13 protein-coding genes and 1 pseudogene are annotated in these 19228 nt (G+C 44.2%); 12 read left to right on the forward strand and 2 right to left on the reverse strand.

Annotated elements, in window-relative coordinates; all coding sequences use genetic code 11:
* Positions 1 to 86 precede the first annotated feature (86 nt).
* Positions 87 to 344, reverse strand: a complete 258-nt coding sequence (locus NKT06_RS16100; RefSeq protein ID WP_105598914.1) for a GlsB/YeaQ/YmgE family stress response membrane protein — start codon at positions 342 to 344, stop codon at positions 87 to 89.
* Between the two features lie 198 nt (positions 345 to 542).
* Here NKT06_RS16100 and NKT06_RS16105 point away from each other — a divergent pair, with 198 nt between their 5' ends.
* The 7 genes from NKT06_RS16105 (at position 543) to NKT06_RS16135 (ending at position 14452) form a co-directional block, all read left to right on the forward strand.
* Positions 543 to 2195, forward strand: coding sequence for an extracellular solute-binding protein (locus NKT06_RS16105; protein WP_253436385.1), 1653 nt, complete (start codon positions 543 to 545; stop codon positions 2193 to 2195).
* 74 nt (positions 2196 to 2269) lie between these two features.
* Entirely contained in the window at positions 2270 to 4108 is a 1839-nt protein-coding gene (locus tag NKT06_RS16110; RefSeq protein WP_253436388.1) for a sensor histidine kinase, read from the forward strand.
* Between the two features lie 3 nt (positions 4109 to 4111).
* Entirely contained in the window at positions 4112 to 5653 is a 1542-nt protein-coding gene (locus NKT06_RS16115) for a response regulator (protein WP_253436392.1), read from the forward strand.
* Positions 5654 to 5808: 155 nt separating this feature from the next.
* Positions 5809 to 7857 carry a glycoside hydrolase family 16 protein gene (locus tag NKT06_RS16120; protein ID WP_253442609.1) on the forward strand — a complete coding sequence of 683 codons (2049 nt, stop codon included), beginning with the start codon at positions 5809 to 5811 and terminating at the stop codon, positions 7855 to 7857.
* Between the two features lie 368 nt (positions 7858 to 8225).
* A complete protein-coding gene (locus NKT06_RS16125) occupies positions 8226 to 12029 on the forward strand; it encodes a GH32 C-terminal domain-containing protein (RefSeq protein ID WP_253436395.1) in 3804 nt (1267 codons plus the stop codon).
* A gap of 309 nt (positions 12030 to 12338) precedes the next feature.
* Entirely contained in the window at positions 12339 to 13508 is a 1170-nt protein-coding gene (locus NKT06_RS16130; protein WP_253436398.1) for an LOG family protein, read from the forward strand.
* 515 nt (positions 13509 to 14023) lie between these two features.
* On the forward strand, positions 14024 to 14452 hold the full coding sequence (locus tag NKT06_RS16135) for a GyrI-like domain-containing protein (RefSeq protein WP_253436401.1): 429 nt from the start codon (positions 14024 to 14026) through the stop codon (positions 14450 to 14452).
* Positions 14453 to 14517: 65 nt separating this feature from the next.
* Here NKT06_RS16135 and NKT06_RS16140 read toward each other — a convergent pair.
* A pseudogene (locus NKT06_RS16140) lies at positions 14518 to 14643 on the reverse strand (Rrf2 family transcriptional regulator); the annotation flags it as partial.
* A gap of 261 nt (positions 14644 to 14904) precedes the next feature.
* On the opposite strand from NKT06_RS16140, the gene NKT06_RS16145 reads away from it, so the two are divergent.
* The 5 genes from NKT06_RS16145 to NKT06_RS16165 all read left to right on the forward strand — a co-directional run bounded on the left by NKT06_RS16145 (position 14905) and on the right by NKT06_RS16165 (position 19178).
* A complete protein-coding gene (locus tag NKT06_RS16145; RefSeq protein WP_253436405.1) occupies positions 14905 to 15570 on the forward strand; it encodes a GntR family transcriptional regulator in 666 nt (221 codons plus the stop codon).
* Positions 15571 to 15587: 17 nt separating this feature from the next.
* Positions 15588 to 17279: a dihydroxy-acid dehydratase gene (ilvD, locus tag NKT06_RS16150; protein WP_253436409.1), complete on the forward strand. Its 1692-nt coding sequence runs from the start codon at positions 15588 to 15590 to the stop codon at positions 17277 to 17279.
* Between the two features lie 317 nt (positions 17280 to 17596).
* Complete coding sequence (locus NKT06_RS16155; protein ID WP_253436412.1) at positions 17597 to 18094, forward strand: MarR family transcriptional regulator; 498 nt, start codon at positions 17597 to 17599, stop codon at positions 18092 to 18094.
* 5 nt (positions 18095 to 18099) lie between these two features.
* The gene (locus NKT06_RS16160; RefSeq protein WP_253436415.1) at positions 18100 to 18675 is read left to right on the forward strand and encodes a nitroreductase family protein; all 576 of its coding nucleotides are present in this window, start codon (positions 18100 to 18102) and stop codon (positions 18673 to 18675) included.
* 17 nt (positions 18676 to 18692) lie between these two features.
* Positions 18693 to 19178 (forward strand): nitroreductase family protein, encoded by a 486-nt coding sequence (locus tag NKT06_RS16165; protein ID WP_253436418.1) that lies wholly within the window; start codon positions 18693 to 18695, stop codon positions 19176 to 19178.
* Positions 19179 to 19228 lie beyond the last annotated feature (50 nt).

Here is a 19228-nt window from a genome sequence, read left to right on the forward strand (position 1 = left end):
TTCGGGCCTTTTTGATGAAAGTCGCTGATGTCGCAGCATCTCTGATCAGGATTTTCCAATATACAACAGGTTTACGTCTCCGCCTGTTAACGTCTTCGGAACGCTCCACCGCGTGCCAGAGCATAGAAAATTAAGAGAGCAATGATCGACCCGACGATCGCGGGTATGATATGAAATCCACCCACTACCGGCCCCCTCGGTCCCAACAGTTCATACCCTAACCATGATCCAACAAAACCAGCAATGATATTTCCGAGTACGCCTCCCGGCACATCCCGTCCAATCAGATTTCCGCTTAACCAGCCAATTAGCCCACCGACAATGATTATCCAGATTAAATACACGAATTGGTCTCCCTTCCATTGATTTATTACAAGTTATGTTTCGTTAGGGGGAATGTTGCGGATCATCAGAGAATCAACCATGAAATCATTTCCATTTTAATCCAAGGGTAGTAAAATCGATTGTACCACCACTCGTATGAATGCTGGTGCAGATGGGATTAAGGATGACCAATATAGAAAGGAGGCACTTAGGTGTTCATGTTTCGAAGTTCTTTTATTTTAGCCTTGTTGATGATGTGTCTGATGTCAGGCTTGGCTGCTTGTTCCGAGTCAGAGCAATCGGAAGATAAGGGTGCTTCGATAAAGGCTGACTTCACAGAAGAGATGCAGAGCCTCACTCTGAATCTGGAAGAACCGTCATGGAAGCTGGATACCACACCCGTGAATCTAACGTGGTTCGTTGGGGCCGAATGGTACGGGCACACTTGGGGTGAAAGCCTGACTTCCAAATATGTCACCCAAAAAACAGGGGTCAATATCGAATTTGAAGTATCAACCGGTGAACCAAGCGAGATGTTATCACGGATGTTGACGACCGGTAGTCTGCCGGATTTGATAACCATCGGCTCCTGGGAGAGTGCGGTTAAAAAACTTCGAGAGAGTAATCTCATCTATGCCCTGGATGAGCTCGCCAACCAGTATGATCCTTACTTTTACAATGTAGCAGGTGATGGTGCTCTACAGTGGTATCGGCAGGAGGACGGTCATACCTATGTCATTCCCAATGATGCGTACAGTCCCGAACAGATCCGTTCAACCGGCTTGACGGGAGCGAACCAAACCTTTCTCGTACGCAAAGATCTGTATGAATCGATGGGCAAACCGGACCTTAGCACACCGAAAGGTTTTCTAGATGCACTGCACTTGCTGAAGAATCAATATTCGGTTTATAAAGGTCAGCTCATCAGTCCATTTTGGGCACAGGGGAATGCATCCTATGGGATGACCGATTATTTGCAAAATCTCCTTGCAATCCCCCATGAGGAGAACGGTAAAGTATACGACCGAATGACAGATCCCGATTATATCGAGTGGCTGAAAACATTTCGTACCGCTTACGAGCAGGGCCTGATTAATGTTGATTTTCTGGTCGACTCCAGTGCACAGGTGCAGGAAAAAACCAATCATGCCCAATACTTTATGATGATTCGGGAATGGACAGACATATCGGACCTCAATTCAAAATTGGAAGTCCTTACGAATCAGAGTTCATACTATATTGCTGTAGATGGACCCCGGAGCAGCAGGGGAGAATCCGCCAAACTGTTCCCCGGCAGCATGGATGGCTGGATGGTTACGATGATTAGCAGATCCACGAAAAACCCTGAACGAGCCATCCGATTTTTGACCTATCTGGCCAGCGAAGAAGGCCAAAGGGATTTATTTTTGGGCAAAGAAGGTGAAACCTGGACGATGGAGAATGGCAAACCCCGGTTGACGGCGGCAATGGTCCAGTTGCATGACACGGATCGGGAGCGGCTGGAAAAGGAATATGGCATTATGGATACCTACTGGATGCTGCGAAACCCTGCTTTCGTTAACCCGTGGAGACCAGAACATACTCCGTCCATTAAGCAAATGGAGGCGTTCGCTAACCAACACGCCGATCTGGACAGCGGCATCTATAGAGGACTCGATCCTGTAGGGGATTCCGATATAGCGTTAGCCTGGTCACGTATTTCTCAGAATTGGGAAGAGGTGCTTCCAGAACTGATTACAGCGAAGGATGAAGCTGCCTTTGACAAAATTTTCGAAAACTTTCTGATACGTCGTGTGAACTACGGCTTTAACCAGGTGATGGAATATCGCCAGGCTGAACTGGAACTGCGGAAAGCCAAGATAGCCAGATAACCATTCCCTAATACATGGTTACCTTTCAGCTAACTAGTAATATATGGTATAACAAAGGTGGTGAATACATCAGAATGAAATACCTGCTAACGAGATTGAAGAAGCTTTATCGCAATGCCCGTATATCCCAAAAGCTCTTTCTGGCATTTAGCCTGATGATTGCCATACCTGTTATTTTGATATCCTTTGTGTATATCCGTATGCAAGAAAACCAGTTATATAAGGACGCTATGGCAACAGGCAACAGTCACGTTTCATGGCTGAATGAACAATTGCGCAGAAGAATGGACATGATTGAGAACGCTTCCAACACAGCCCTCACTCAAAAGTCATTTGTGGATTTTATTCATTCCAATATGGTTGTGGATGGACTGCGTCTGGTAAAGTTCAAGCAAAACCAGTATGAGCAAATGCTCAATATCATTCAAAGCAATGCGATGATCAGTGAGCTTAGCTTTTACGTCGATAACCCAAACTTATATGAAATCTGGCCTGAAATCTATCATTACAAGAAATTTTCGCCGCAGGATTATTGGGTAAAGCTTCGGGATGAAGGTGGTGCGGCTTACCGCTTATTTTCTTTTAGGGATGGTGAGCACACCTTATCCTACTATCGTCTGGTTCGCCTTCAAGGGCAAGAAAAAAAACGCCCTAGTATTATGGAAGTGCGAGTTCCCCACAGCATGTTTTTCAGCGACCTGCTACAGGAGAACAAGGGGGACTTCTTTTCGGTATTGATGAACGCAAGTGATCCTCCCCAGTATGTTTACAATCCCCAGCATGAGTTTTCGGAAAAGTACGGGCTGGGGCTGAAGGAGATCCTTGGCAGTATTCATCGGCAGCTGGATATATCGCCGCAGGAAAGCCCGCTTCAGGTCAGGGTGGGAGATCAGAGTTACTATGTATTGTATCGATACATCGCTCCGTTGAACACTTATGTGGTCGATATTGCTTCCCATCAGGCATTGATGAAGGGACCGCGCAGTTGGTATGCATTTGTGGTAACGATTACATTATGTGTATTGCTGCTAATTATGCTACTCGTATCCCAAACGACGCGGCGTATTTTCCGGCGATTGGACAGCGTACTCGTTTCAATGCGTCAGGTACGGAAAGGCGAGCTGGATGCAATGATTGATACAGGCCTGGATGAGAACGAAAGAGGAGATGAAATCGATGAGGTGGCGGTGAATTACAATAAAATGTTACATGAAGTCAAACGTCTAATGACACAGGTCGTGGATAAGCAGTTAATTGCCAAAAACGCACAGTTACACTCCCTGCATTCGCAGATTAACTCCCACTTTTTATATAACGCTCTGGAATCGATCCGGATGGTGGCAGAGGTACAGCGGCAGCCTACAATAGCCAATTCATTGGTGTCATTGGGCTCCCAGCTACGCTACAGCATGCAGTGGCGTAACGATACCGTTGCTTTTCGTGAGGAACTTGCCAATATCCAAAGTTATATTGAATTTATCAACTTTATGGAAGGCGGCAGTATCGTTATGACGGCAGATCTTCCTCAGGAGATCCTTCGCTACGCCATTCCCAAGATGTGTATGCAGCCCATCGTTGAAAATGCCGTTCATCACGGGGCACCTTCAGGTGGCAGGGTATCTATAGAGATTACCTTTTCTGTGGAGAATGACAGTCTGCTGTTCATTAACATAAGAGATGACGGAGAGGGGTTAGAGCCTGAGATGTTACACCGTCTTCAGGCAGTACTGCGAAGCGAATCGGATACGCCGATGGTTACTAGCAGGAGCGGGCTTGGTTTGGAAAACGTGAATAAGCGGTTGCAGCTTCATTATGGCAAGAATTGCGGTCTTTGGATTGATAGTGTGCAAGGTGCATATACCTGTGTAACGATACGCTTGCCTTGGGAAAATGGTAATCTTGGAGGGTGGTAGAGCATGATTAATATCCTGATTGTGGACGATCAAAAACACATTCGTGACGGCCTGCAGGCCATGCTGCATCAATTTCCTCTGGAACTGAACAACATATATTGTGCCGCGAGCGGGATGGAGGCGCTGTGCCTATTGCGGCAGCATTGCATTCACATCGTTATTACCGATATTAGGATGCCGGATATGGATGGGTTGGCACTCATGGCTCAAAGCAAAGAGGAATATATGGATGTGGAATACCTCATTATCAGCGGTTATAGTGATTTTACATATGCCCAAAAAGCGATCGGGCTTGGGGCAAAGGGCTACTTGCTAAAACCTTTGAAGCGAGAGGATCTGCAAAATTCCCTGGAGCATGTATGGCAAGAGATCCAGACACGGCAGGCACTTACACATAATATGCAGCATGTATCCCGTCTCGCCCAAGAGACCGATCGTAAAGAATTAAGAATGTTTATGCAAGGAGCGTTAAGTGATGACGCATGGATTCTTCAGATTGAGGAACAAAATGATGCGTTATGGCGTAATTATCGCCTAGCCCTGCTGAGGGAAGAAGTTGGCATTAACCAGCCCGGAGCCAGCAGCACCCATAGTATGGAATCCATTGCTTATCGTGTGTTTGGCAGACAAGGTTGTATTTGCCTGCAACATCGCCCATACCTGATCCTTGCGGTGGATGCGTCCATAGATCCAGGTGTTTTTCCTGCAGCACTCAAGGAAGGAAAGATCGATGCCATAACGGCCATGACTAACCCGATTCAGGGGTTAAAAGAACTACCAGACAGCTATAACCAAGTGCTTGAGCTCTATCGCCACAGTTACCTGTTTCCTGATCAGTACAGTATCTTTCCGGCACATATTGAGCATATGGAGCAGCAGTGGCAACTTCCCTATGAAGACCTATATGAACTCTTCCAGTCAGTCGGAACAGATAACAGTGGAATAATTACTCAGGGTATTTCTACAATATTTCACAAAAAGGTGCTGCAACGCTATCCTATTCGCTATACCCAACAGCTCTGCGCTGCCACCGTTCAGATGATGGAGGAATACGAACGAGTTATTCGCCCTTATATGGGGGAAGAAGTGCTGGACCTTGAATCATTGCGTAATCTCTTTGATTATCAAGGGATGCGTGATTATATACAAGCACTGCAACAGCAGCTGCTTCGGCTGAATCAGTTCTATTATGACTATAAGTGCAGCTATCGCCATTCGCACGATCTCAATGAAGCCATTCGTTATATACACGAGAGTTACCATAAACCACTGGACCTTGCGATGGTATCCAATCATGTATCGCTTAATTATGCTTATTTTTCAAATCTGTTCAAGAAGAATATGGGTAAAGGTTTTGCTGAATACCTACGAGATGTGCGTCTGGATAAAGCGCGGCGGCTTCTCGCCGAAACGGATCATAAAATTGTTGAGGTTGCTGCTATGGTTGGATATGAGAGCTACAAAAGCTTTACACGCGCGTTCCGACATGTGATGCAGATCCAACCCACAGAGTACCGACAGATGATGCGGCAGAGGGCAGATTGAATTAAAACCCAAAAAATTGGGATATCACAAAAACAATTGTACCTTTTCAGCAAATTAACCTATTCGCTAGAATAAAGATATCCCCCCCCATGTAAGCGATTTCCTTAATGCACATGGATTGGGAGAAGCTATTATTCTATTAAAGGAGGGCAATGATGAAACCATCTCACTTTACGCAGAAACGGTTTATGAAAAAGGTACTCGGTATGTTGCTTGTGGTTGTGATGCTGGCTAGTGTTGGCATACTGCCAGCTTCAAAGGTTCAGGCAGCCGGAACTACTGTAACCTCAATGGAGTACTTTTCACCCGCAGACGGGCCTGTTATTTCAAAATCAGGTGTTGGCAAGGCCAGCTACGGATTTGTTATGCCTAAGTTCAATGGGGGCTCAGCAACATGGAATGACGTTTACAGTGATGTAGGCGTTAATGTAAAAGTAGGAAACAACTGGGTTGATATCGACCAGGCAGGCGGTTATATCTATAACCAAAACTGGGGGCACTGGAGCGATGGCGGCTTCAATGGCTATTGGTTCACACTCTCCGCAACAACCGAGATTCAACTGTACTCCAAAGCGAATGGTGTTAAGCTGGAGTATCAACTTGTATTCCAAAACATCAACAAAACAACCATTACAGCGATGAATGCAACACAAGGTCCACAGATCACAGCAGGTTTCACAGGCGGTGCAGGCTTTACATATCCAACGTTCAACAATAATCCTGCGATCACTTATGAAGCTGTTGCGGATGATTTGAAGGTGTATGTCAAACCTGTAAACAGCAGCACCTGGATTGATATTGACAATAACGCAGCCAGCGGCTGGATCTACGATCAAAATTTTGGCCAATTCACGGATGGCGGCGGTGGGTACTGGTTTAACGTAACGGAGTCGATCAATGTCAAATTGGAATCAAAGACTTCTTCGGCTAATCTTGTTTATACGATTACGTTTAATGAACCTACAAGAAATTCGTATGTCATTACGCCATACGAAGGAACAACCTTCACAGCAGATGCGAATGGTTCCATTGGGGTTCCGCTTCCGAAAATTGATGGGGGGGCGCCAATCGCCAAGGAACTGGGCAATTTTGTATACCAAATTAACATCAACGGACAATGGGTTGATTTGAGTAACTCCAGCCAGAGCAAATTTGCATACTCCGGTAATGGGTACAACAATATGTCCGATGCCAACCAGTGGGGATACTGGGCCGATTACGTCTATGGCCTTTGGTTCCAGCCGATCCAAGAAAATATGCAGATTCGTATCGGCTATCCACTGAACGGTCAGGCGGGCGGAAATATTGGCAACAACTTCGTCAACTATACCTTTATCGGCAATCCCAATGCTCCGCGTCCGGATGTATCCGATCAAGAGGATATCTCCATCGGAACACCAACCAACCCGGCTATCGCGGGCATGAACCTCATTTGGCAGGATGAATTTAACGGAACTACGCTGGATACAAGCAAATGGAACTATGAAACAGGATATTATCTCAACAACGATCCCGCTACATGGGGATGGGGTAATGCAGAGCTGCAGCACTACACAAACAGCACTCAAAATGTATATGTACAGGACGGGAAGCTGAATATCAAAGCTATGAACGACAGCAAATCTTTCCCACAAGATCCGAATCGGTATGCACAGTATTCTTCAGGAAAGATTAACACCAAGGATAAACTGTCCTTGAAGTACGGCAGAGTCGATTTTCGTGCCAAGCTTCCTACCGGTGATGGTGTATGGCCAGCACTGTGGATGCTTCCACAAGACTCGGTATACGGCACTTGGGCTGCATCAGGTGAAATTGATGTTATGGAAGCGAGAGGCCGTCTGCCTGGATCAGTAAGCGGTACCATACACTTTGGTGGACAATGGCCCGGGAACCAGTATTCGGGCGGCGATTATCACTTCCCGGCAGGGCAAACTATTGCCAATGATTATCATGTATACTCGGTAGTCTGGGAAGAGGACAACATCAAATGGTATGTGGACGGCAAGTTTTTCTATAAAGTCACTAACGAGCAGTGGTATTCCGCAGCTGCACCGAATAATCCGAATGCACCTTTCGATGAGCCGTTCTACCTCATTATGAACTTGGCAGTCGGCGGAAACTTTGACGGCGGCCGTATTCCAAATGCCTCCGATATCCCGGCGACTATGCAAGTAGATTATGTACGCGTGTATAAAGAACAGTAATTTGCAATTTCCGATACGGAGAATGAAGATCAGATCGAACAGATGCCGGGCAAACCGAAGAACCTGAAATCTCATACTTTAAACTAGGCTTACGACCGATTCCCAATATTTCTACCTGGGAATCGGTCGTTTACATTTGTAAACTATGTTGTTTAAAAATAAAGAAGACTAATTAGACTGACTTAAAAAAAGTTGTTATTATCAATTAAAATCCATAAAATGTGCAAATGTAAACTTATTTTGTGGATTTTTTTATATATAAATATGTGCAATAAACCAAAAATACTTTGACAAATGAAAACGGGTGAATTATTTTGTTAATAAGAAATGTATTTCAAACACATTACGGCCAGAAAAGAGGGGAAGAAATGAAAGATAAATCTAGATTCACAATATGTCTTCTGATGGCAACGGGATTAGCTCTGACTTCAACCGGTATTGTTACATCTGAATCAGTTGCAGCTAGTGCTGTGCTCGCTGATCAGGAAACAAATAAACAGGCAAAGGAGGAGCTTGACATTTTTGAAAGCGCATCCAAATTAAACACCAATCTGATAGGCTGGCAAGTGAAAGGAAAAGGGAAATTAGAGGATACTTCTGAAGGAATCTTGCTAACTTCACAACCTAAAGAAAATGTAATGGCCATCTCAGAGACGGTGTCCGATGATTTTATCTATGAAGCTGATGTCATGATCATGGATACGAAGGCAGACGCTACATTGTTGTTTCGTTCTAATGAGGATGGCTTTAGCTCGTACATGCTGCAAATCGTTCCGGATGCTGGTCTGATTCGATTAAGAGATGCAAGAAATGGAGATGCGAAATTAAAGGAGGAGCGTAAAGTTTCTGTTGAAATGGAGCAGATCTATCATCTCAAAGTGAAGGCAGTGGGTTCCTCGTTAAAAGTATATTGGGGCAATCAATATCAACCATTGATTGATGTTCAGGACATTTCGTATCAAAGTGGGAACCTTGGACTCCATGTATGGGATGGGTCCGCCTTATTTTCGAACATCGTAGTGAGTGATCTGAAAGGTAATTTGGGTTCGGTGCTTTCTAACAAGGGAAAATGGCAGCCTGATATCGGCGGCAAAAGAGGGACGGTAGAACAGGAGAGCAAAGCACAGCAAATCTATAATAAAGAGGCGGCTGATATGGTGTATGAAGGAAATATTACCCTGCGTCCCGATTCTATTGCAGCTCTCGCATTTCGATCTTCCACCGATGGAGCTGAAGGATATGAAGCTACCCTTACGAAGGAAGGAGATCAGGTCCGTGTAAGTTTGACAAATACAAAAGGAACAGTAATTGCAAGTTCGCTACGTACTTATCCGAGTCAGGTAGGAGCCAAACATCATGTGGAAATCAAGGCAAAAGGAGATCGAATTCAGGTCTTTCTGGATGGATACACTACGGCCGCGATTGACGTGAAAGATTCAACCTACAGGATTGGAAGTACTGGAATTGTTGTGAAACAAGGGACGGCTTACTTCCAGGATACTTATGTGACGGAACTGGGACAATATTATAACGAAATATATCGTCCACAATATCACTACACGCCAATACGTGGTTCAGCAAGTGATCCGAATGGACTCGTCTACTTCGAAGGAGAATATCATCTCTTCCATCAGGATGGAGGAACATGGGCGCATGCGGTAAGTACAGATATGCTGAACTGGAAACGGCTTCCGATTGCACTTCCGTGGAATGATCAAGGTCATGTCTGGTCTGGGTCCGCTGTTGCGGATATGACAAATGCATCTGGTTTATTCGGAGATTCAGGAGGAAAGGGCCTTATTGCATACTACACTTCCTTTAATCCGGATAGCCCGAATGGGAACCAGCGTATAGGTCTGGCTTACAGCAAAGACCAAGGTCGTACTTGGGAGTATTCGAAGGAACGCCCGATTGTGATCGAGAACCCAGGTAAGAGCGGAGAAGATGCTGGGACTTGGGATTTCCGCGATCCGAAAGTAATCCGTGATGATGAGAATAACCGCTGGGTTATGGTTGTGTCCGGAGGAGATCATATTCGTTTCTATACATCAACGAATTTACTTGACTGGACATTGACAGATAATTGGGGATATGGGGATTACGTACGCGGAGGCGTATGGGAATGCCCGGATTTGTTCCAGCTTCCGGTAGACGGAACGTCACAGAAGAAGTGGGTTATGATGATCAGTACGGGAGCAAATCCAAAAACAGGCGGATCAGATGCCGAGTATTTTATCGGTCATTTAACAGCCGATGGGAAATTCGTGAATGATAATCCGGCGGGTAAGGTGTTAAGAACAGATTTTGGTAAAGAGTTTTACGCATCGATGTCTTTCGCTAACATGCCTGATCATCGCACAGTGATGATGGCGTGGATGACGAATTGGGACTATCCGTTCGCTTTCCCAACGTCCAATTGGAAAGGTGAACTAACCATTCCGAGAGAAGTATCATTGGTAACGACCGAAGATGGAATTCGGATGATGCAAAGTCCAATCAAAGAATTGGAATCATTACGTAAACCTTTGTATTCTGCTTCTAACAAGTCGGTGAGTCCTTCTTCCGGGAATCTGTTAAAAGGTCTTATTTCCGGTGTTTACGAAATTGAAGCTGAAATTGAAATCCCTAAAGCTAGCACAGCGACCGAGTTTGGCTTTAACATTCGTGAGGGTGCAAATCAGAAGACGGTCGTGGGTTATAAGACAAGTGATAGTCATATGTTTGTGGACCGAACTGCATCCGGTGAAACGGATTTTTCAAGCCTTTTCAGTAAGAAACATGAAGCACCTATGCACATGGAGAATAATCGGATTAAGATGCGTATTCTTGTGGATGAGTCTTCTGTTGAAGCCTTTGGTAACGACGGCAAAGTCGTCTTTTCAGATGTTATATTTCCGGACCCTGCTAGTAGAGCGATAAGCTTTTATGTAAAAGGCGGTAGTGTGAATGTTGTTTCCTTGAAAGTGCATCAACTTCAATCTGTCTGGAACGAGGACATTCCTGCAAAAGCTCAGATAAAGATGGATACGAGGGTTCGGGAACTAGGTATTGGGGAGTCGAATACACTGCAGGCGATGGTTGAGTATGGACCAGGTCTAGGCGTTCAACCACTTAAGTGGAATTCTAGTAATAAAGAAGTAATAACCATAGACTTGGCAGACAACTCACACGCAGTTATTAAGGCGAAAAAAGAAGGGGAGTCCACAATCACCGTATCCACTCCGAATGGTAAAGCTTCCACTAGTGTGCTCGTTAAAGTCATAGGTGGCGAGTTCCGAACAAACCTGAGTGGATGGACTAAAGATCTGTCTGCTGCTTCATGGCTAGTTAGTGAACATGGGATCCGTGGTAAATATTTTAGCGATGCGAATTATATTGCCAAAGAGAAGGCTGGGAATTTTACGTATGAAGCAGACATGATGCTCGATGAAACAGGAGGGGCAGGTTCTATTTTGTTCAGGGCTAGCGAGGATGGTCGAAGTGGTTACTATCTGAATCTAGACCCTAACATGAAGGCAATCCGTCTGTTCTATAAAATCAATGGAGGATTTGAAGAACGGCAGGTTCTTGCAAAAGTACCCACTTTCATTCAACCAGGTCAAACGTATAAGGTGAAAATAGAAGCGAATGGTCCGCATATTATCGTGCACGTGGACAGTCAAAAAGTCATAGATATCATGGATGGTACTTTTGCAGAAGGCCACTTTGGACTCCATGTATTTGGCGGCTCCGCATCTTATCAGAACGTCAATGTGAGCAACGATGAACCTGCAAACCTCATTAAGTCCAGCCTTGTAAATGCCGCAACACAGAAATCCATTTATACAGTGAACCTTGTCAATGGGGAGCGCATTGCCTTGCAAGATGCAAGTGCAGCTTCCGTCCAAAAGTGGGTATTTGTTCCGACAGGAGACGAAGCAGGTTCGTATTCGATTCGTACTACAGCCGGTCAGACGCTTGATCTGGATATAGGGCAGAACAAACTTCAGCTATATCATTACTTAGGGTACAATAACCAGCGTTGGGTCCTTCACGAGAACAAAGACGGATCAGTTCATATCACCTCGGTTCATCATCAAAAAGCATTAGAAGTATCGGAAGATGGGACCGAACTCTTGCTAAGTGAACTGAATCCATCTCTTGATCGACAAAAATGGATATTAGCGAAATAATAAAAATTATTAAAATTGTTTTCTCTTTCGCTTTATAGCATCAATGGCTTTATTTAAGAGAAGTATTCTATCACATGATCTATAGCCAACGATAGCCGCCTTTATGAGCGGCTTTTTTTCGTTAACTTTATGTAGTAAAACATCTCAATACACTAAATCAAAAGAAGAACGTTAGAATATTTAAAAATGGAATCGGTTAGATTAGAACCTAAGTCATTCTTATGTATATTTACCAAGGCAATTGATGAGATTAAGCAATCCCTTAACGAACAGTTACAAAAAATCTATACCAGAAATAGGAGAGTAGCAATGAATAAACCTATTGAAACGATAACACACCCTCCGTTCAACCCAATTCACGACAAGCTCTATAATCCATTTGAGTTACTTGGACACTTTAATCCAGAGAATCCTTCAAGTCTGCCGGTAACTCCAGATTTTCAGTGCTTTTTATATTTCCATCAACAAGGAGGTACTACCGTTAAAGATCCCTATGCGGCAATGATGGAAGCTTTACACGACACATCCGTTGTCCGTGAGATGAATTCATTTTTGGCAAACGAGATGCAGGAAGGGCGCCGTCCTGTCGCAATTATGGGTGGACATAAAGAGCCACGTGGCAGTGATGCATACCAAAAGGTTGCACGAATTGCCAAGATGCTTTCTGAATCTGGTTTCATTGTCGTAAGTGGTGGCGGGCCAGGTTGTATGGAAGCTACACACCTTGGGGCTCTTTTTGCGGGACGATCCGATGAATCACTTTCTTCTGCAATCAATAAATTAGCCAAAAAACCATACGATGAATTCCCGAAAAACATGAAAGATATCATCAGTAAAGATGGGAAAAGTATCAACGAAGAATTGTTAACTAAACTGCACGGATGGATGCTACCCGCTTGGGAAATTGCTAATGAATTAAAGAATCAGCTCACTCCAATGAATCGAAGTTTGGCTGTTCCAACGTGGCATTACGGGCATGAACCATTTACTCCGTTTGCCACCCATGTCGCAAAATACTTTCTCAATAGCATAAGGGAAGATGTTCTCGTAACACTTGCTTCCTGCGGTATCGTATTCTCAGAGGGGAGGGGAGGAACGATACAAGAAATATTCCAGGATGCTGCCCAAGTTTATTACCGTGACACAGATAATGGTGAAAACAAAGCTCCTATTGCATCAATGCTTTTTCTTGATAGCAAGTTTTGGTCAATTCCAGATACTCCGGATGGTGAGCTTCACATGCCTGTTTTGGATTTGCTGTATCAACTCTTTGTGGTTACAGAGAATATGAAGGAAGAAGAATTTAAACGTTATATCCGGTTGGTTGATGATGCTGACGAAGTAGTCGAAATCATTATTGAGAATGCACCGTCTGCGAGCGAAGTTGTGCACAAACTAACCAGGTTTGGCATCAACAATATCGATACAGAACTAATGGCCTTAAAGATCGAGACTCTTGTTAGTCAGAGGAGGAAATGATGTTACTGTATGGGGAAAATAAAGTATAAGACCGAAGTTGTCGATTTGACGCGGTTTGCCGTTTTGAAAATCGCTTCCGATCGCTTACCGAGTCTAACACTTTATTTTTCATGAATTAGACTATTAAAAATAGTGGATATGATGTTCAATTTATGAGCATATATCCACTATATTTATATATGATAGATTCATTATTTAGACATCGAAGTTACTGTTACAATGTATATAATGTAAGGATTAAATGCAACATATGACTCTATTAAAAGACCAGAAGAGCTTCCCGATGATATGTCGCCTTACCATTTTCACAGGATCTTCCTATCAGTTACGCGTTCCTCTGTCTCAGAGTACATACGCAAGCGGAGATTGACGCACGCAGCTACGATTTATTTCATACCAACCAAAGGATCATAGATATTGCCATCCAGTACCGATTCGAGTCCCAGGAATCATTCACCCGAGCCTTTCGGAAAATGTTCTCCATCTCGCCAGGACAATTTCGCAAGCAAAGGGATATGAAGGACACGTTGTTCCGGGCCATGGAGAAGCTTCCTTTGGATGAAGTGGGGCTGCAACATTTGCATAAGGGCTTTTCCCTCGTGCCAGCCTTTGTCTACCTGGACAATCTGCATTTGGTCGGCATGTCGTTACCGGGTGTCAATTCGGATGAGGTCGGAATGTTATGGCGGAGCTTTAGGCAGCGTATGTTTGAAATTAAGCGAAAGCCGGAAACGGAAGACATTTTTTATGCGGTTTTTACTCATAAGGGGACATTAGCGAGACTCAACGATACGTTCCAATACATTTACGAAACGTGGTTACCCCAGTCAGGTAGCGTTCGTACGAATGCCCCAGAGTTCGCGCGTTACGACCAACGATATCTAGGACCAACAAACGAGGATTCGGTATTGGACATATATATTCCCGTTAGCTCGCCATCTTAGTAACGTATCTCTGAAGGAGAGGAAGAAATCAAGATGAACAAAAAAGCAGAAAGTAATGAAGGATACGCTTTTTTGAGCTGGGCCATAATCCTTCTAATTACAACAGGGTTACTATTGATGCTACGTGCAATTCGATCACCTGTACTATATATGGGATCCAACGTAATCATCGAGAGAATATGGACTGCCATCGAAAAGCGACTGCTGATGTCAAAATAAATTACTATTTAGAGAGTGGTAAGCAGTATAGAGTAGTGGTTGAGACTATGAGTAGCATCGAAGAGCAACGCGAAGACCCAATGATGAGCTCATTGGGTCTTCGCAAGTTTGAGAAAAACTTGAATCGTGCTGCCTGCGCTCATTCGAAGCAGCAAAATGAAATAATAATTGTTTCTCACTCCTGTATGCGATATATTGCATATAAGAATAAATTGTAATGAGGATGAAAAACAATGCCAATTCCCAAAGATTTTGCCCTACCAGTCCGTATGTCCGCAAAAGAAAGAGCATTTTCTCAAATTCAGCGATGGATTATTGATGGAACACTGCAACCAGGTGAAAAGCTTATGGATGCAGAATTGGCTGAATCGCTTGGAGTCAGCCGGACACCGATTCGGGAGGCATTTCAGTTACTCGAAGTTCAAGGCCTCGTGTCTATGCATCCAGGAAAAGAAACAAGAGTAACGAATATTGAGAAAAACGATATTTTTAAGATGTATTCAACCATGGCTGCTCTTCAGGCCTTAGCTGCTGAAATCACTGCCCAAATTATTGTTCCAGAACAAATCGAGGAACTAAGATCCATAAATTTGGAATTTGCTAGTTCCATTAAAAATGGACAAGTTTATCAGGCTATGGAGGTGGATGAGCAATTTCATAATTATATTGTGGAGCTCTCAGATAATCCTTATGTGGCCACATTTAATGCATCTCTCCAGATTCACATTAGACGATTTAAATATGTGTTTTTAAAACAACCGATTACAGCTACGCTAGCTTCAGTCGAAGAGCATGATTTGATTATTAAAGCATTTGAAGGAAAAAATAGTGAGGATGCTCACGTACTAATGAAACAAAATTTTATTCGACCGATGCAGGAACTGAACGAAATACTTTGAAATGAGGGAAGAAACACATGGACAATAAAAAAGATCTTCGTATTCGAAGCAAGGTAATTAGTGAAGGTGCTAACCGTGTACCGAACAGAGCGATGCTGCGTGCAGTTGGTTTTCAAGATGAGGATTTTAAAAAGCCAATGATCGGAATAGCGAGTACGTGGAGTGAGGTAACACCGTGTAATATGCACATCAATGATTTAGCGGTACAAGCTAAGCAGGGCGCACGCGATAACGGCGGTGCTCCACTGATTTTTAATACGATTACCGTTTCGGATGGAATCTCGATGGGGCACGGCGGGATGTTGTTCTCACTACCAAGTCGGGAAGCTATCGCTGATTCGATTGAAATTGTGACCGGAGCCGAGCGTTTTGACGGTGTTGTTGCGATCGGTGGTTGTGACAAGAATACGCCTGCATGTCTGATGGCTATTGGACGCATGAATATTCCTTCCGTTTATGTATATGGGGGAACCATTCAACCAGGTAATCTCGACGGCAAAAAAGTGGATATCGTTTCCGCATTTGAAGCCGTTGGTCAATATCAAGATGGCAAGATAACAGATGAACAGTTGCATAAGGTCGAATGCAGTGTTTGCCCAGGTCCAGGCGCTTGCGGAGGCATGTATACCGCGAATACGATGGCAGCCGCTGCGGAAGCCATGGGGATGTGTTTACCTGGTTCTTCTTCGACATCAGCGATTTCAGCGGATAAAGCAAAGGAATGCGAAGCAGCCGGTAAACAGGTCATCTCACTGCTTGAACAGGAGATCTATCCAAGAGATATTATGACGAAGAAAGCATTTGAAAATGCGATCACTGTTGTTATGGCTCTGGGGGGATCAACTAACGCATTTCTCCATCTGCTAGCTATTGCTCACTCGGTAGAAGTCGATTTAACCTTGGATGATTTTGAGCGCATTCGCTTGCGTGTTCCTCATTTAGCGGATCTGAAGCCGAGTGGTCAATATGTGATGCAGGATTTGAACGATATCGGTGGCGTTTCAGGGGTAATGAAGCTGTTGCTTGCTGAGGGATTACTTCATGGGGATTGCCTCACGGTAACCGGTAAAACGTTGGCGGAGAATTTAGCGGAAGCTGCTCCACTTCCGAATGATCAAGAGATTATACGTCCACTCGATAATCCGCTGAAGCCAGATGGACCATTAGTTGTACTTCGCGGAAACCTCGCTCCTGAAGGCGCTGTTGCCAAAATGTCAGGTATGAAGATACAACAGTTCTCTGGCCCGACTAAGGTGTATGATAGCGAAGATGAGGCGACAGTAGCGATTATGAATGATGAAATTAAAGAAGGCGACGTCGTGGTCATACGTTACTGTGGTCCGAAGGGTGGACCAGGTATGCCGGAGATGCTTTCCGTTACAGCACTCATCGTAGGCAAAGGACTCGGCGGGAAAGTTGCTCTCATCACCGATGGTCGATTCTCGGGTGGTTCGCATGGATTTGTAGTCGGCCATGTATCACCTGAAGCACAAGTAGGTGGACCGATCGCTTTGCTCCAAAATGGGGATATGATCACCATTAACAGTGACATCCAGGAGATGAAGGTTGAGGTATCAGAAGAAGAGTTAGCCGCTCGAGCGAAAGCGTGGGTACAACCTCCGCTGAAAGTAAAATCAGGTGTACTCGGCAAATATGCCAAATTAGTTTCCTCTGCTTCCAAAGGTGCAGTAACAGATCTAATGGAATAAACAAGTAAATATTGATGCTGCATAAAAAATAGGACGGTAGAAGCTGCTACAACGGATGCATGAAGCACGTGAAACAAAAAAATGCCAGCTTTAGAGATTAAGAATGTCGCACCATAAGATGCTCCAACAGACGTATGTAAAAAGATTGAATTTTAAAACCCCGTTAATCAGAAAAGATTAGCGGGGTTTTGTTGTTGATAATCAGTATCATTCATGATATATTATTCACCAGTAAACAAAATAAAATAAATTATTTAAAAACAATTTATTATTAGAGGAATATTTTTGTTTACAAGTAAATAAGGAGCGATCACAAGATGACTTCAAAAGATCGAACAAAACAGTTGCTTCATGACCAATTTATCCGTTTCTTACATGTATATGAGAACCACAAGGATACAGAAATCGAGCATTTCCTAAGTATCGCCCAACGAGAAAGCATCGAGAAAATCCCTCAGCATTTGACCGCGGTTCATATGATAGATTGCATAGGCAAGCATGAGCCTATTAACAACACAGGTATTGCCGAAGCGATGAATTTATCCAAAGCAAGCATCACCAAAATTGGCAACAAACTGCTGGAGGAAGGATTCGTCAAACGCACAAAAATGAATGACAACAAGAAGGAGAGTTATTTCCGGTTGTCACCGCAAGGCAAAAAGATCTTTGAACTGCATGAACGTCTGCATGTACATGAGGCTGAACGCTTCTATCGTACGCTCGACAAATATTCGGAAACAGAGCTAAAAGTAATCCATCAATTTCTTCAAGACAGTAGCATCAATATTGAATCCAGATCGAACGAAGGAGAGTGAAGCATGTGAGTCTGGCGGAATTGATCAGGGCGCGCAGAAGCATTCGTAAATGTAACTCTACGCCAGTGGACCAAGAGTTAGTTGTTGAATTGCTACGTAAGGCTAATCGGCTTCAGCCATTTGGTGAGACTCGCTCGTGGCGTGTGGTATATGCCGGGACTCCAGAAGCGCGCAAACGGTTGGTGGACTGCATGCTCGAACAGATGTCGCAGAGCAAGATTGGCAAACTAATTCCCGGGAAACTTCTGGATGTTTTCAAAAAGAGATTTACCGATATTCCTGCCCACGTCATTGTTATGTCGACTGTAGGACCGGATCGTCTCACCAATGACCGCAATTATGCGGCTGCCTGCGGGATGATGCAGTGCTTCCAACTGATGGGTTGGGAACATGGGTTAGGAATGTTATGGGATACAGAGTCCATGATCCAGCATGAAGGGTTTTTCAAAGGAATTGGCCTGCGTGAGGATGAAAGATTTGTTGGCATTCTTCATATAGGATATTTCGACAAAGCACCAAGAAGTCGGAAAAGAACACCAGCCGAGCAAAAGTGGACCGTATTACGAGGGCAGTCTACATAGAAGAGGAGGATGTAAAAATGAAATTGTCAGATCTGGAAGGAGACATGGTCGGTCCGAGTGAATTTTTGGATCAACCGGTATCGCAGGATCTAATCCTTGAGTTGCTCAATCACGCCGTATGGGCGCCAAATGATGGACTCCGAGAGCCGTGGCGATTTATATTTGCTGATAACCGATATGGGGACATCATGCAGGGATTGCAGGAGCGGGCCCCTGCGTATCTTCTGGTCTTGGTGAAAACAGAGGCTGATCAACATAAGCAGGAAGAGGATTTTGCAGCGGTCTGCTGCCTCATTCAGAATTTCCGCTTGTTGGCTCATGAGCAGAGTCTGGGTGTGCGCTGTACATTGCATGACTGGATGTACGACTCGAGCCGTACTGAAGTGTTTGGTGTACTGAGTAACGAGCGTATTGCTGCAGTTCTAGAATTGGGATACGGTGCAAATCAGTGGAAAGGAACTGCTAATTTTCCTGAGACTCAACTTCATTTTGAACTTCTCTAGGGTGGTTTTCATTGAAGTCGCTTTTTTAGCGGCTTTTTTTATTTTATCGA

It is taken from the genome of Paenibacillus sp. 1781tsa1 (assembly GCF_024159265.1).
Classification (GTDB): Bacteria; Bacillota; Bacilli; order Paenibacillales; family Paenibacillaceae; genus Paenibacillus.